Source organism: Peribacillus sp. N1 (assembly GCF_054600815.1).
Window position 1 is genome coordinate 54,690 of sequence record NZ_BAAHZO010000002.1, and the last position, 13,315, is coordinate 68,004.

A 13,315-nucleotide genomic window follows, 5' to 3' on the forward strand; every position below is an offset into this window, starting at 1 on the left:
TTTGCTTTTTTATTATTCATTTTTTTGGTACAATGAGTGATGACGAGATGAATTTATTCCCGAAATTATAATTCCTTTTCGATTCTCAATCTGAAGTATTGCATATTTATGGGCAGTCTGATAGAATATCACTTGTGCTATTTGATATGGATTTGAAAAGTCGAGTTCATATAATCTCGATTTCTTTGTAGGAGGTGAACGGAATGCCAAACATTAAATCTGCTATTAAACGTGTAAAAATCAACGACAAAAAACGCGTTCATAACATTACTGTTAGATCAACTATGCGTACTACAGTGAAAAACGCTGAAGTTGCATTAGCTGGTGAAAACGTTGAAGCTGCTAAAGAAGCTCTTTTAACAGCTGCTGTGAAATTAGACAAAGCTGCATCTAAAGGATTAATCCATAAAAATGCGGCAGCCCGTAAAAAATCTCGTTTAGCGAAAAGACTTAACGCTCTTAACGCATAATGACAAAAAATTAAACGATCCAACCGGATCGTTTTTTTTGTGCCGTTTTTTTGCATAAAAAAGGTGACAGGATACCTGCCACCTTTTTATCATCTAATTTTTAAAAGCAGCAGCTCAAGCGTGATTGCCTTATCGGCTTGGCCGGTCTTCATTTTATAATCCGCTTCCGCTAAGTCGTTAATGATACTCAACAGCTCGCGTTCCTGGAATCTCCCCGTCTTTTCAAGTGCCAGCTTTACCCTGTAAGGGTGCACCTTCAATTGACCTGCAATTTTTTGCTGGCTATAGCCCTGGCGGGAAAGCTCCTTCACTTGATACATGAGCCTTACCTGACCCGCCATGACGCTCAAGATTTTGATCGGCTCTTCATTCTGCCTGAGTAGATCGTGCAGTATCGTCATCGCACTCTCCATCTTTCGCTGTAACACATGATCGACAAGCGTAAAGATATTCTGTTCAAGGGATTTAGCAACCAGCTTTTCCACTACCTCGACCGTAATGTGTTTATCAGCTTCTGCATAAAGCACCATTTTATCCAATTCATTCGTAAGCATCATCAGATTCGTTCCTGCAAGTTCAAGTAAAAGCTCTGTAGCCTGCTCATCTATTTGGACTGAAGAAGCTTCGACCCTCTCCTTCACCCATCCTTTTAACTCATGATCACCAAGCTTCTTCGCTTCAACAAGAACCGCCTTACGCTTCAGTTCCTTGGTGATTTTTTTCCGTTCATCCAGTTTCTCATAAGGTGCGGTCAATACGACAATAGAATAAGGAACCGGGTCAGCTAAATACGCTTCCAGTCTTTTCACATTATGTTCAACTCTTGATTTCGTTTTTTCAGCTGTCAAAAAAAATGGGTTTTGCATGAAAACAAGACGCCTTTCCCCAATAAACGGGAGGGTTTCAACATCTTCAAGTGCAGTTTCAACAGGCGTCTCTTCTAAATCAAATTGAGAAAAGTTAAAATCCATCTCATCCTCGTGAAGGACATTCTCGATCAATAGCTGCTTCGTTTCATTAATTAGATAGGCTTCCGACCCATATAACAAGTATACCGGAGCGAATTGCCCTTTTTTTATACTTTTCCAAACATCTAATACCAATAGAATCCGCCTCTTTACTATGTATTCTTCTCTAATGGTATAGGTGGATGGACCATTTGACAAGCTATAAAGGGAACTAGCCCTATAAAAGGGCTAATTCCGGATCTATATGAACACTTTCAAGAAAGGCCCGGGTAATCTCCCTTGAAAGCGGGTAGAGTATTCATGTAGAACAAAAATTGAGCTTTTCTTTTTCGCTTGCTTTGTTTGTACTGTTATTTTGACCTCAAAATCCCAAACTATTTGTGACAACTCTTGTCAGTAAAGGAAATGAAGGAATGAAGCCTGTAGATTTTTTTTTGGTAATGTTTTATACTATTAGCAGAAATAGGAGGGGTAAACAATGAACGAATTCGAAAAGAATGTTCAATCAAAGACAGATGACGTCGCTGATTCCGCTATGGGATTCATCGGTTCTTTTGTATTTTTCGCTGCCATGTTCACCATAGCTGTCGTCATTAAAGCTGTCGGATCCTGATTTCATTTACTACATGCACTTATTTTTCCTGATGGAGGCTGCTGCTGCAGTCTCTTTCTTTTTGATTTTCTACATACTATGGGAGAGTCTTCCGAAAGGTTCCACTGCTTTTGTAATACTTGTAAATAATAGAACCATCCTCGTCGGTCCTGAACACCTTAATGCCATTTCTCTCCAGATTCCCAATTACGTCTCGATGAGGGTGACCGTAGCCATTATCTTTTCCAACTGAAATAAGCGCCGCTTTCGGCTGCAGCTGTTCAAGGAAGGGCGTGGAAGAAGAAGTTTTACTGCCATGGTGACCGACCTTCAAGATATCCGCCTGCAACTGCGGAAATGTTCTCAAAAGTTCACTTTCCCCTTCTTCTCCCATATCGCCAGTCAATAACCATGACAATCCCCCAAGCTCCGTGAATAGAACTATGGATGAATCATTCTTATTTTCTTCTTTCTCATATGGACTTAGCACAGCAAACGGCGCTCCTCCCGCCACCCAATGGTCCCCCCTTTTCAGGACAGTCATTTTCATTTGTTTATCTCTTGCCACAGTCACAAAATCCATATCCCTGTATTGCTCTTCACTCCAGCCTCCAATTATGATCTCCCCAACTTTAAAATTTTCTATTAATTCTTTTGCACTTCCCATATGATCTGCGTCCGGATGAGTTAAAATCAGCTTGTCCAATTGGTGGATTCCCTTACTTTTCAATAATGGAATTATGATATCATCCGCAGTGTTGAACTTCTTTCGCTTTTTTGCCCACATGTCGATTGGAAATGTAATTTGCCCTCCTGTATCAATCAAATAGTTACCGCGATTGAAAGGCAGGATAATTAAAATGGAGTCACCTTGCCCAATGTCGATGATCTGCACTTCACCAAAAGGCGACAACCTTTGTAAGTTATATTGCAAAAGTAAAAGGACAATTATTATTACGCACCATATTTTACTTTTTTCAAAGGATACTTCCCAAGTCAGGTATAATCCTAAAAGTGAAATAACAAGTAATAACATCATGATGAAAGGTGGTTTTCCAAACGGAATGGAGGCAAGCGGCAAATCCGATGCACCCTCCGCAGTTTTATTGCAGAGTATGAAGGTATAATTCAATAATGAGATGAGGGGTTGCCCCAAGGAAGGCAGTAATAGATGGGTGAAGAGGGAAATCAGTGAAAATGGCAGCAATATGATGGAATAAAGCGGAACATACAATACGTTCAGAAACACACCAAGAATGGATGCTTCATAAAAGTGAAAAAGCAAAATCGGAAGGGCTGCCAATTGGCAGATGGAACTGACGATGAATAGCTGCGTTGTTTTCTTCGGGTATTGCAAGAAAATGCTTGAAGACATGATAATGGAGAAAGTGACCGCGAATGAAAGCTGAAAACCTATATCATAGAGCATATTAGGCCGAAAAAACAAAAGTGCCATATAAGCCGATCCGATTGCGGCACCCGCCGAGATCCGCTTCTTGAATAGCAGAAGTAGAAAGAAAAGCATAGCCATTAAACAGGATCTCACCACTGATGGACTGGCACCTGAAAGTAACATGTAAACCGGAAGGAAGATTAAGATTGCCATCATCATTCTTTCCCGTGTAATCCCCACCCTGATGCCGAAGTAAAATAACAGCCCCGTTAAAAAACTGACATGAAGACCGGAAATAGCCAGTAAATGAACCAGACCGAGCCGCTGATAATTAGTAAGGTCGCCTTCATCTATATATGTCTGGTCGCCGAAAATTAGAGCAGTGACAAAACCGCTCGATTCTTCTGGAAAGTGTTCTCTAATATACGTAATCCCCTTTAGGCGCAAATTACGTATCGAAACAAGAATCGGATTTCCAACGACTTTACATTCCTGAAATGAAATGGAATCCGCTTTGAAAATCCAATGGGTGCCTTGACGCAAAAGATAACGCTGATAATCGAAACTGTTTTCATTTCTGTTTTTGTCGGGAATTTGCAATGTCCCTTCGGCCGGACATGATAAACCGATTCGCAGAAAACGACCCAGCTTTTCCTGTTCCAGTTCAGTGTTGATTTTATAACGAAGCACTAACCGTTCGCCTTTCTCACTGGAAACGAATCCTTTTAAAGAATTTCCATCTATATTCGGTTGATCCGTAAATGTAATGATAAATTGGCTTTCCGTTCCATTATAGGCAGTTTTGTTGCGGTGATCGGTGAAGGAGGCGGCCCCTAAAAACATCCCCATGATAACCAAATGAAAACTAAGGGCCTTCACACTTAATCCCACCAAAAAGTAAAGTAAACAGAGAAAAATAAGGATGATGATCAGCAGCCTTACATTAAAAAAAGAATGGGCCGTAACACCAAATGTGGCCGAAACGGCTAATAAGATAAGGTGTCGAGCCATGCCTGCCCCCCGTCCTATTTAATTTTCAAATATCTGATTGGCCTGCTTTTCCAGCTCCGATACAGCTTCTTTTCCCATGCCTGTTCGTTCAAGTTGAGCTAACAATGAGAATACAAAGTCCTTTTTTTGTTTTCCATTAACATCGATGGCCCCTTTTGCTTCAACCTTCTCGGTCTTGACACCAGCCTGTTTAAATAATTCCAGGGCATATGGATGATTTTTGTAATCTTCCGCATAATAAACAGCCTTGATGCCAGCTTGGATGAGTGATTTACAGCACTGAAGACACGGAAAATGCGTCACATATATTTCCGCCCCATCAGTAGGCACCCCAAATTTGGCACATTGTAAAAGTGCATTCATTTCTGCATGTATCGTTCTGACACAATGATTATCAATTACATAGCAGCCGTCATCAATACAATGCGTCCCTCCAGCAATGGACCCATTATATCCCCCCGCAATGATTCTGTTGTCCCTTACGATGGTCGCCCCTACAGTGAGGCGTGTACATGTGCTTCTTAAGGCTAATAAATGGCTTTGCGCCATGAAATATTGATCCCAACTAATTCTGTTCATGTTGTATCCCCTTACCACTAGAATGATTTTCTTCAATTTTACCCTCTTCCTGTCCATTTGTGTAGCATATTCAATCATTCATTTCACCGAAATGGAATCCCGTAACCTTTCAAACGTTTTATCACCGATTCCCGTTACCTTCTTCAATTCATCGACTTCATTGAATTTCCCAACCGTTTCCCTGTATTCCAGGATCGCATTCGCTTTGGATGGTCCAATACCCGTCAAGGTTTCCAAATCTTCCTGTGTAGCTGTATTCAAGTTCACCAGTCCTCCTGACGCCCCCTTAGTGGCGGCATCACCAGACGACCCGACTTGTATATTCTCCAAGTCCCCCGTGATTTCTTCACCTATTTCCGGAACATAAATGACCATTTGGTCTTCGACGATTTGGGCAAAATTCACTTTATTTTTATCGGCCTTGTCCGTAAAGCTGCCTGCAGCCGAAATTAAATCAATCACCCGTTCACCTGCCTGTGCAGTAAAAATGCCTGGGGACTTGACCGCTCCTTTAACGTCCACTTTAATGATTACAGGTTCGGCAGCCGTTTCATTTTCACTTTGTTCGATTTCAGCTTCCTTTTCAGAAATGGAAAATATATCTTCCGTATCCGCCGAATCCGCCCCTTGTTGCAAAAAAAAGTAAATGCCCGCTGCAACAAATGCCACCGCAACGGTAATCTTGGTCATTTTCCTTTTTAAAATTTCATCCATTTTCTTTGCCTCCTTATTGGATTTCGCACGATACATTGTCATAGGACAGATTAAAAATACATAGTGTTTTTAGGAGAATCAATCGCTTTAAGTGAGAGGAGTTGATCGGAATTGAAGAAAATCGGTGTTATCGGAACCGGAAATATGGGTACCATTTTAATCGAGGCATGGCTGGAGGCAAAAATATTGAATCCGGCAGATCTAGTCATTACAAATCGCACGCTTTCCAAGGCATTGGTGCTGAAAGATAAACACCCTGGCATCAAGGTTGCGGAAACCGCAGCCGAAATCGCCCAACAAGCCGACTTTATCTTTCTCTGTGTAAAACCATTACAAATTAACAGCCTATTACAAGGCATCAAACATCATATAAAAAGGGATCAGCTGGTCATTTCCATCACAAGCCCGCTTTCAGTCTCCCAGCTGGAATCGGCAGTGAATGCCCCCTGTGCCCGTTTTATACCGAGCATAACGAACCGTGTCGGTTCAGGGGTATCGTTACTGAGTTTCAGCAAGAGCTGCAGTAAAGAGAAAGTATCAGCTTTATATGATTTGGCCTCTGCCATATCGGCACCGGTCATCATTGAAAATGATATCACCCGGGTAGCTTCCGATATCGTCAGCTGCGGACCTGCCTTCTTCAGCTATTTAGCACAAGCTTTTATTGATGCGGCCTGCCAAACGACGAAGATAGATAAAGAAACGGCTACGACTTTGACTGAGAATATGCTGGTTGGCTTAGGGGAATTGCTTGGTAAAGGGGTTTATACATTGCCGACCTTGCAGGAAAAGGTTTGTGTAAAGGGTGGAATAACGGGTGAGGGGATCAAGGTTTTAGAAGCTGAAACAGGGGAAATGTTCCATCATCTTTTTCAAGCGACACACGAAAAGTTTGCAGAGGACCTTCACGAAGTTGAAAAGCAGTTCGGCCATCCTTATTAATATTCGTAATTTATATCTCAATTCCTTCTTAAAATAAAAAAAGAAGAGGTCAGACCTCCGCTCGTACAGGATGATGTACGAACGGGGATTCTTGACCTCTTTATTATTTACTGGCTACAAACAAGATTCTTTCGGTTTCCGTTACAAGCGGTGCTTCTTCAAGATCCGCCAGAATTTCAGAAACCGTAAAACCTGCTTGCTCCAACCACTTTTTATATTGTTCAACCGGATAGGTCCGTTGATAATGCAACTCATCAAAACGGTCATACAGTCCGCTTTCATCGTCCCTTACGAAAAAACTTAAATCATGCTCAACACTGTATGGTTCTTCACCCGGGAAGCAGTCCCATATATAGGACACTTCTTCACCGTTGACAGCAAACGTATTATCGCGAAAGATTTCTTCCATTTTATAAATGGAATGGATATCAAACAAGAATAATCCGCCATCCTTCAAATGCTCATGAACCCGGCTGAACGTCTTGACTATATCCTCCTCATCGCGAAGGTAGTTCAGCGAATCACAAAAAATCGTGACACAATCAAATTGGCCAAGTCCCTCGAGTTCTGCCATATTCTGCTGGAAAAACGGAATAGATAATCCAAGCTTAACCGCCTTTTCATTGGCAACAAGAAGCATTTCATCAGATAAATCCACGCCGGTGACTTCGAATCCGTGTTGCGCCAATTCAACGGTCATTTCCCCGGTTCCACACGCTAAATCCAGGACTTTCCTTCCACCAATTCCATACTGTTCCAGCTTCGCCGTAAGGATCATCAGCCATTTTTCATAAGGTGCGTCCTTCATCAATTCATCGTATACATAGGCAAAGCGTTCATAAGTCATGTAGTCAGTTCACTCTCTAGATCTTCAAAAGGTGCATCTCCCCATAAACGTTCAAGATTATAGTAGTTTCTTTCATCTTTATGGAAAATATGGGCCACTACATCGCCAAGATCCACAAGCACCCATTTCGCCTCGTCAAAACCTTCAAGACGTTTTACATTGATTCCTGATTCATCAGCTTTGCTCTTCATTTCACGAGCTATTGCTTGTACTTGTTTTTCAGAATTACCGTGGCAGATCAAAAAGTAATCCGCTACAAGGGAAATACCTTGCATGTTCAATGCCACGATATCCTCCGCTCTTTTATCATCCGCCGCTTTTGCTGCAATTACAAGAAGTTCACGTTCAGTCATTACATCTTCTCCTTCAAATTCATGATCAAGTCATTATATGTCTTAAATGTGTCAGGGTAAATTGCCTGATTTCTTTTCATTAAAAAAACAACTGTATTCCTTAACGCCTGGATGACAGCATGATCCAAATTTTGCTTTGCTGTCTGCCTGACTTCGTCGACACCGGGAAAAGAACGTCCCGGCTCAATATAGTCGGCAAGGTATACGACTTTATCCAAAAGGCTCATGCCAACCCTGCCAGACGTGTGATAGGCAATCGCATCCAAGATTTCAGCGTCCTGAATGCCAGCTTCCTTTTTCACCAGATAAGCCCCGACAGGAGCGTGCCATAGCTCCATATTGTATTCAAGTAACGCCGGGTCCATTTTTTCAGCGATTATAATTTGCTCCATTTCCTCTTTTGGACGGAATTTTGCATAATCATGGAAAATGGCTGCCAGTTCCGCTTTTTTGACGTCGGCACCATACCGTTCAGCAAGTTCAACCGCTGACTCGACCACACCCAAGGTATGAATGTACCTGCGCTCAGTGATTTGTTCTTTGACCAGTGCCAATGCTTCCTCACGATTCATATAAACCATTCCCTTTAATATACTTCACCACTGGATCTGCTATTAAATATTTCACGGTTTTCCCCGTTCTTAACTTCCTTCTTATCATGGAAGACGAAATGAACATCTGAGGGACTTTCACCATCGTTATTGGGTATACGGTCTTTTCATCATATCCAGGGCGCTTCACCCCGACGAAATTGACCATATGCACCAGCTCGTCGATACGGTGCCAATTCGGTAAGTACTCAATCATATCTGCGCCAATTATGAAATAGAACTCATTGGTTGGCTCAAGCTCTTTCAGCAATTTTATCGTGTCATACGTATAAGATGTGCCTTTTCTTTCTATTTCAATACCCTCAATATAAAAAGATGGGTTTCCGGCTATCGCGTTTTCCAACATAGCCAGCCTGTCCATATCGGTTACTTCCTCCGATTTTTCCTTATGTGGAGGAACGTGATTTGGCATGAACCTGATTTCATCTAGCTCAAGGGCATCAAGCACTTCATTCGCTATAATCAAATGCCCGATATGCGGAGGATTGAATGTACCGCCAAGAATTCCAATTTTTTTCATAGATAGGTTCCTTAAGGTAATTTAAGTTGTTTGTTTTCTTTTGATTCTTTATACAGCACAATTGTGTTGCCGATAATCTGAACCAATTCCGCCCGTGCACCCTTTGATAAAGAACGACCCACATCATCACGGTCCTCTTCACAGTTTTGCAGGATGCTGACCTTGATTAATTCACGTACTTCAAGCGCCTCACCAATTTGCTTGATGAGATTATCATTGACGCCGCCTTTACCAACTTGAAAAATTGGATTGAGGTGGTGGGCCTTTGATCGTAAAAATCTTTTCTGTTTACCTGTTAACATGTGTTACCTCCTAGTTTGTTCAAGACAATATCTGTCATTCTTGCTGTATCCGGCATAATGCCTGTCCATATCTCAAAAGCGAGCGCGGCCTGGTTGATGAACATCCCTAGCCCATTTTGTGTTTCCGCCCCTTTTCCCCCCGCTTCACGCAGCAGCTTGGTTTGCAAAGGGTTATAAATGATATCACTGACAATGGCACCGGTTTTAAGCTGGTCGACCTTTAACGGAGAATGATCCAATTCAGGACTCATTCCGGAAGAAGTCGTTTGGATGATTAAATCATATTGTGATAAGCTTTCTTCCGCTTCGATAATCGAGAGTGCCTTCGATACTTTATCATATGGGCAATCAGAAACAAGCTGGGCCGCCCTTTCCTTTGTCCGGTTTGCAATATCAACTTGCTTTACCCCTTCTTTCACGAGGGTAAAATAAATCGCACGCGCAGCACCGCCCGCTCCGATCACTAACGTTTTTTTAGCCTTGATGTCACCTGATATTTCATCGCATAAAGATTTGAAAAATCCATTTCCGTCTGTATTATACCCTATAAACCGACCATTTTTGTTAACAACCGTATTTACAGCCCCGATTGCAAGGGCCAGCTCATCCACTTCATCAAGGAAAGGGATGATTGAAGTCTTATGAGGAATCGTGATGTTAAACCCTTCTATACCAAGGGCCTTCATGCCTTTTACGGCATCGTTCAAACGCTCAGGTGTCACATGAAAATGATGATAAACCGCTTCTATATTTTCTTTTTCAAATGCATCATTATGAATGTCCGGTGACATCGAATGTGCAATTGGATCTCCCATTACCCCATATATCTTTTTCATAGACTAGACGACCCCTATATTTAGATTAATGATTTGCGAACGATCACATTGACGCCCTTTGGAACATGTGCAACGATTTTCGCTCCTGGCTCATTGACCGTCACCCAGCCAAGACCAGAAAACACAATATCCATTTTACCATCTTTCAAGGAGAATTCATGTGGAATCAGCTTCGGAAACTCCTCGATTTGTTCAGGCCGTGGGGGCGTCAATAATTCCCCGGCATGGTTTTTATACAATTCATCGGCATTTTCCAGTTTCGTACGGTGAATATTCAATTCATTCGAAAGGTAGCAAGTCAGTGAACGCCTTCCGCCTGAGACATAGTCCAGTCGGGCCAACCCTCCGAAAAATAGCGTCTGTCCTTCATTCAGTTGGTATACTCTCGGCTTGATTTCCTTTTTCGGCATGATCACCTTGAAGTCCCGTTTGTCCACATAGTGAGCCATTTGATGATGATTAATGATTCCTGGTGTATCGATCAATGCCTGTTCATCATCCAAAGGAATTTCGATCATATCCAAGGTAGTCCCTGGGAAGTGGGAAGTCGTAATGATATCGTCTTCACCGCTCAATTCTTTTATAAGGCGGTTGATGAAAGTGGATTTACCTACATTCGTACAGCCAACCACATAGACATCTTTACCTTTGCGGTACCGCTCAATCGCATCAGCAGCTTCCAGTATGTGCTTTCCCTTTTCCGCACTGACAAGCAGGACATCAACCGGGTTAAGACCCAATTCCTTGGACGATTGCTTCATCCAATTGATCAACTTGTTCGTTTTTACTGATTTAGGCAATAAATCGACCTTATTTCCGATCAAAAGAACATCATTTCTTCCTACAAATCGATGAAGGCCAGGCAGCCAGCTTCCATTGAAATCAAAAATATCGACGATTTTGACGATTAAAGAGTCGGTTTCGCCTACTTTATTCAAGATTTTCAAGAAGTCATCGTCTGTTAAGGATACATCCTGAACTTCGTTATAATGTTTCAATTTAAAGCAGCGCTGACAGACGATCGTTTCTTTTTCCAGGGCTGATTTAGGGGCATAGCCCAACTCTTTCGGATCTTCAGTCTGGACCTTCACACCGCAGCCGATGCACACTAATTCTTGATGATTGTTCAATTGTGATCCTCCCATTCTATCATTCCTTTTCGTTTAAAAAACGCCATGATCTTTCTTTCAAAATAACGATTGATCCTTGTTCTGAATTCGTCGGTTTGTGCTACAGGGAGCACTAAGATCGTATGAAACCCGCCTCTGTTCCCTCCCAATACATCCGTCAATAGCTGATCGCCGATTACCACCGTTTCTTCCAATTTCAATCCCATTGACTTACGGGCTTTATTGAAAGCTCTTACCATCGGTTTTCTGGCCTGGAAGATAAACGGAATGTGAAGCGGATCGGAAAAAGCTCGAACTCGATTTTCATTATTATTGGACACGATCGTCACTAAAATCCCATGATCCCGCAAATTGTCGAACCATTTGATTAAATCGGGGGTGGCAGTTGGCCTGTCCCATTCAACGAGCGTATTATCCAAATCGGTAATGACTCCCTTGATCCCTCTTTTTTTCAATTCTTGAGGATCTATATTAAAAATGCTTTTAACATGTTCACTCGGCAAAAATAATTTAAGCATATTGACACCTCTATATTTTCATTAAAATTTACCGTTTCCATCATATCGAATTTTTAGCTCACTTTCAAAAAAAATTAGGAAAGAAGGGCTGACGGTAAAGAAACATCATAATGGATGTTTTCAGATATGGAAAGGCATTTTTTATTAAATAATGGGAAATTTGCTGGCAGACCATAACCAAAGAACTAATTATTCATAAAAGATTTCGACAAAAATTTCATTTGTTCAACCTGTGGATAACTTTACTAACATTTTCCATACTGATGTGCACCATTTCGTTCACCTTGTAAACAACTTAACCACAGGTTATCCACTTTCAACTGTGGATAACAGAACGATTGTTCTCCACGTTTATTTCTGATACAGTAGGGGTACATCAAGGAAGACTTATCAATATATGCAAGTAAATACCAAATTATTCCTCGCAATCCCAACTGGAGGTGAGCAGCCGTATATGGCGTTCTGATGCAAAAACTATCTGATGACCTGTTGCTTGAATCCTATTTTAAAGCACAGAATTTAAAGTTGAGTACCGATTTCATCCGCCTCATAGAAACGGAAATTCATCGAAGATCCCTAACGCATAAAATCCGATCAATATTTTAATATGGAATACATAGGCTGACATCAATTGTCAGCCTCTTATTTTCAAATGAAGTTAGACGGCCCTCATGAAACCGATCGTTTCACCTACACGGACATCTGCTGGAATGGATATGTTTCCTTCAAGTTCAAAATTTCCTTTTTCAAAAAGAAGCACCACTGTTGAACCAAAGCTGAAATAAGAAAATTCCTGCCCTTTTTCCAATTCCTGAGATTCATCAGTAATGACGATCGAATTTATGAACATGGCACCGACTTTCACCATCGCCAAACTTCCCGCTTCATTTTGCAATTCAGTTACTGTCCGATAATTTTTTGATAAAGGCTCTTTTCCATATTTCATCCCCCATTTATTAACGGGGTACGATTTCCTTCCAAGGGTCCAGCGTTTGACTACAGAACCCTTGATTGGCGAATGGATCCTATGGTAATGACTCGGGCTTAAGTATAACACGAGATATTTGCCGCCTAAGTACTTTTCCAACCGAAGTTCATCCCCGAGCATTTCCTCCATTGAATATATCTTTCCCTTAACGACGATCTTTTTATCAGCCCGTATCTCCCCTGAATCCTCAAGAACACCGTCAACAGGACAAGCCACCGCGGAAGGAACTGCCGTAATTGGCCTGGAGTCCGCCTTTAACTGCCTTGTAAATAGTTCGTGCAGATTGGTATAAGCTTTTAACTCCTTACCAAATTCTTGTTGATTAAGGTTAAATGTTTTTACATAAAGTAATATTAAGGGCCTGCTCCAACGAGATTGGCTAAAATGCTTTAATAATCCTGATGAATACTGACCATTCGTCAGTTCAATAAGAATGCGATATAAAGACTGAAACAAATAAAACCACTCCAAATTGTAAAATTATTCTAAAATTCCCTTGCATAAATTGTGTTAAGTAAAATATTATTATATAATAAATACT

The 13,315-nt window shown here is 41.4% G+C and carries 17 protein-coding genes; 4 read left to right on the forward strand and 13 right to left on the reverse strand.

The window, feature by feature from the left end; all coding sequences use genetic code 11:
• The first annotated feature begins 203 nt into the window (after positions 1 to 203).
• Positions 204 to 470: a 30S ribosomal protein S20 gene (gene rpsT / locus ACYP5M_RS08725; protein ID WP_034308554.1), complete on the forward strand. Its 267-nt coding sequence runs from the start codon at positions 204 to 206 to the stop codon at positions 468 to 470.
• Positions 471 to 559: 89 nt separating this feature from the next.
• Here rpsT and holA read toward each other — a convergent pair whose 3' ends face one another.
• Entirely contained in the window at positions 560 to 1,573 is a 1,014-nt protein-coding gene (gene holA / locus ACYP5M_RS08730) for a DNA polymerase III subunit delta (protein ID WP_230177035.1), read from the reverse strand.
• Between the two features lie 343 nt (positions 1,574 to 1,916).
• Between holA and ACYP5M_RS08735 the strand changes: the two genes are divergently transcribed.
• Positions 1,917 to 2,051 (forward strand): YqzM family protein, encoded by a 135-nt coding sequence (locus ACYP5M_RS08735; RefSeq protein WP_081108861.1) that lies wholly within the window; start codon positions 1,917 to 1,919, stop codon positions 2,049 to 2,051.
• A gap of 76 nt (positions 2,052 to 2,127) precedes the next feature.
• On the opposite strand, the gene ACYP5M_RS08740 is transcribed toward ACYP5M_RS08735, so the two are convergent.
• The 3 genes from ACYP5M_RS08740 to ACYP5M_RS08750 form a co-directional block, all read right to left on the reverse strand.
• Complete coding sequence (locus ACYP5M_RS08740; RefSeq protein ID WP_459734918.1) at positions 2,128 to 4,434, reverse strand: DNA internalization-related competence protein ComEC/Rec2; 2,307 nt, start codon at positions 4,432 to 4,434, stop codon at positions 2,128 to 2,130.
• Between the two features lie 18 nt (positions 4,435 to 4,452).
• Positions 4,453 to 5,013 (reverse strand): ComE operon protein 2, encoded by a 561-nt coding sequence (locus ACYP5M_RS08745; RefSeq protein WP_101223472.1) that lies wholly within the window; start codon positions 5,011 to 5,013, stop codon positions 4,453 to 4,455.
• Positions 5,014 to 5,091: 78 nt separating this feature from the next.
• Positions 5,092 to 5,727, reverse strand: a complete 636-nt coding sequence (locus ACYP5M_RS08750; RefSeq protein ID WP_459734919.1) for a helix-hairpin-helix domain-containing protein — start codon at positions 5,725 to 5,727, stop codon at positions 5,092 to 5,094.
• A 111-nt stretch (positions 5,728 to 5,838) separates the two neighbouring features.
• Here ACYP5M_RS08750 and comER point away from each other — a divergent pair, with 111 nt between their 5' ends.
• Positions 5,839 to 6,669, forward strand: a complete 831-nt coding sequence (comER, locus tag ACYP5M_RS08755) for a late competence protein ComER (RefSeq protein ID WP_286141410.1) — start codon at positions 5,839 to 5,841, stop codon at positions 6,667 to 6,669.
• Positions 6,670 to 6,772: 103 nt separating this feature from the next.
• Here comER and ACYP5M_RS08760 read toward each other — a convergent pair whose 3' ends face one another.
• The 8 genes from ACYP5M_RS08760 to ACYP5M_RS08795 are packed head-to-tail and all read right to left on the reverse strand — an operon-like array spanning position 6,773 to position 11,786.
• Positions 6,773 to 7,516, reverse strand: coding sequence for a class I SAM-dependent DNA methyltransferase (locus tag ACYP5M_RS08760; RefSeq protein WP_459734920.1), 744 nt, complete (start codon positions 7,514 to 7,516; stop codon positions 6,773 to 6,775).
• Positions 7,513 to 7,869 carry a ribosome silencing factor gene (gene rsfS, locus ACYP5M_RS08765; RefSeq protein ID WP_101222622.1) on the reverse strand — a complete coding sequence of 119 codons (357 nt, stop codon included), beginning with the start codon at positions 7,867 to 7,869 and terminating at the stop codon, positions 7,513 to 7,515. Before rsfS ends, ACYP5M_RS08760 begins: the two co-directional genes overlap by 4 nt.
• Positions 7,869 to 8,441, reverse strand: coding sequence for a bis(5'-nucleosyl)-tetraphosphatase (symmetrical) YqeK (yqeK, locus tag ACYP5M_RS08770; RefSeq protein ID WP_101222623.1), 573 nt, complete (start codon positions 8,439 to 8,441; stop codon positions 7,869 to 7,871). The genes rsfS and yqeK overlap by 1 nt, the downstream gene beginning before the upstream one ends.
• A complete protein-coding gene (locus tag ACYP5M_RS08775; protein ID WP_101222624.1) occupies positions 8,431 to 9,000 on the reverse strand; it encodes a nicotinate-nucleotide adenylyltransferase in 570 nt (189 codons plus the stop codon). Before ACYP5M_RS08775 ends, yqeK begins: the two co-directional genes overlap by 11 nt.
• 11 nt (positions 9,001 to 9,011) lie before the next feature.
• Positions 9,012 to 9,302: a ribosome assembly RNA-binding protein YhbY gene (gene yhbY / locus ACYP5M_RS08780; protein ID WP_230177040.1), complete on the reverse strand. Its 291-nt coding sequence runs from the start codon at positions 9,300 to 9,302 to the stop codon at positions 9,012 to 9,014.
• Complete coding sequence (aroE, locus tag ACYP5M_RS08785; RefSeq protein WP_459734921.1) at positions 9,296 to 10,138, reverse strand: shikimate dehydrogenase; 843 nt, start codon at positions 10,136 to 10,138, stop codon at positions 9,296 to 9,298. The genes yhbY and aroE overlap by 7 nt, the downstream gene beginning before the upstream one ends.
• Positions 10,139 to 10,158: 20 nt before the next feature.
• The gene (gene yqeH / locus ACYP5M_RS08790; RefSeq protein ID WP_397315176.1) at positions 10,159 to 11,268 is read right to left on the reverse strand and encodes a ribosome biogenesis GTPase YqeH; all 1,110 of its coding nucleotides are present in this window, start codon (positions 11,266 to 11,268) and stop codon (positions 10,159 to 10,161) included.
• On the reverse strand, positions 11,265 to 11,786 hold the full coding sequence (locus ACYP5M_RS08795; protein WP_101222627.1) for a YqeG family HAD IIIA-type phosphatase: 522 nt from the start codon (positions 11,784 to 11,786) through the stop codon (positions 11,265 to 11,267). The genes yqeH and ACYP5M_RS08795 overlap by 4 nt, the downstream gene beginning before the upstream one ends.
• A 465-nt stretch (positions 11,787 to 12,251) precedes the next feature.
• Between ACYP5M_RS08795 and ACYP5M_RS08800 the strand changes: the two genes are divergently transcribed.
• Entirely contained in the window at positions 12,252 to 12,392 is a 141-nt protein-coding gene (locus ACYP5M_RS08800) for a sporulation histidine kinase inhibitor Sda (protein ID WP_034311351.1), read from the forward strand.
• Positions 12,393 to 12,444: 52 nt separating this feature from the next.
• On the opposite strand, the gene ACYP5M_RS08805 is transcribed toward ACYP5M_RS08800, so the two are convergent.
• Positions 12,445 to 13,230: a phosphatidylserine decarboxylase gene (locus ACYP5M_RS08805; protein WP_459734922.1), complete on the reverse strand. Its 786-nt coding sequence runs from the start codon at positions 13,228 to 13,230 to the stop codon at positions 12,445 to 12,447.
• Positions 13,231 to 13,315: the final 85 nt, after the last annotated feature.

What these genes read in the sequence shown, in the direction of transcription:
- ACYP5M_RS08740 (WP_459734918.1), bottom strand. Translation starts at nt 4,434, where the DNA reads ATGGCTCGACACCTTATCTTATTAGCCGTTTCGGCCACATTTGGTGTT.
- rsfS (WP_101222622.1), bottom strand. Translation starts at nt 7,869, where the DNA reads ATGACTGAACGTGAACTTCTTGTAATTGCAGCAAAAGCGGCGGATGAT.
- ACYP5M_RS08795 (WP_101222627.1), bottom strand. Translation starts at nt 11,786, where the DNA reads ATGCTTAAATTATTTTTGCCGAGTGAACATGTTAAAAGCATTTTTAAT.
- yqeK (WP_101222623.1), bottom strand. Translation starts at nt 8,441, where the DNA reads ATGAATCGTGAGGAAGCATTGGCACTGGTCAAAGAACAAATCACTGAG.
- rpsT (WP_034308554.1), top strand. Translation starts at nt 204, where the DNA reads ATGCCAAACATTAAATCTGCTATTAAACGTGTAAAAATCAACGACAAA.
- ACYP5M_RS08745 (WP_101223472.1), bottom strand. Translation starts at nt 5,013, where the DNA reads ATGAACAGAATTAGTTGGGATCAATATTTCATGGCGCAAAGCCATTTA.
- ACYP5M_RS08800 (WP_034311351.1), top strand. Translation starts at nt 12,252, where the DNA reads ATGCAAAAACTATCTGATGACCTGTTGCTTGAATCCTATTTTAAAGCA.
- ACYP5M_RS08750 (WP_459734919.1), bottom strand. Translation starts at nt 5,727, where the DNA reads ATGGATGAAATTTTAAAAAGGAAAATGACCAAGATTACCGTTGCGGTG.
- aroE (WP_459734921.1), bottom strand. Translation starts at nt 10,138, where the DNA reads ATGAAAAAGATATATGGGGTAATGGGAGATCCAATTGCACATTCGATG.
- yhbY (WP_230177040.1), bottom strand. Translation starts at nt 9,302, where the DNA reads ATGTTAACAGGTAAACAGAAAAGATTTTTACGATCAAAGGCCCACCAC.
- ACYP5M_RS08760 (WP_459734920.1), bottom strand. Translation starts at nt 7,516, where the DNA reads ATGACTTATGAACGCTTTGCCTATGTATACGATGAATTGATGAAGGAC.
- ACYP5M_RS08735 (WP_081108861.1), top strand. Translation starts at nt 1,917, where the DNA reads ATGAACGAATTCGAAAAGAATGTTCAATCAAAGACAGATGACGTCGCT.
- ACYP5M_RS08775 (WP_101222624.1), bottom strand. Translation starts at nt 9,000, where the DNA reads ATGAAAAAAATTGGAATTCTTGGCGGTACATTCAATCCTCCGCATATC.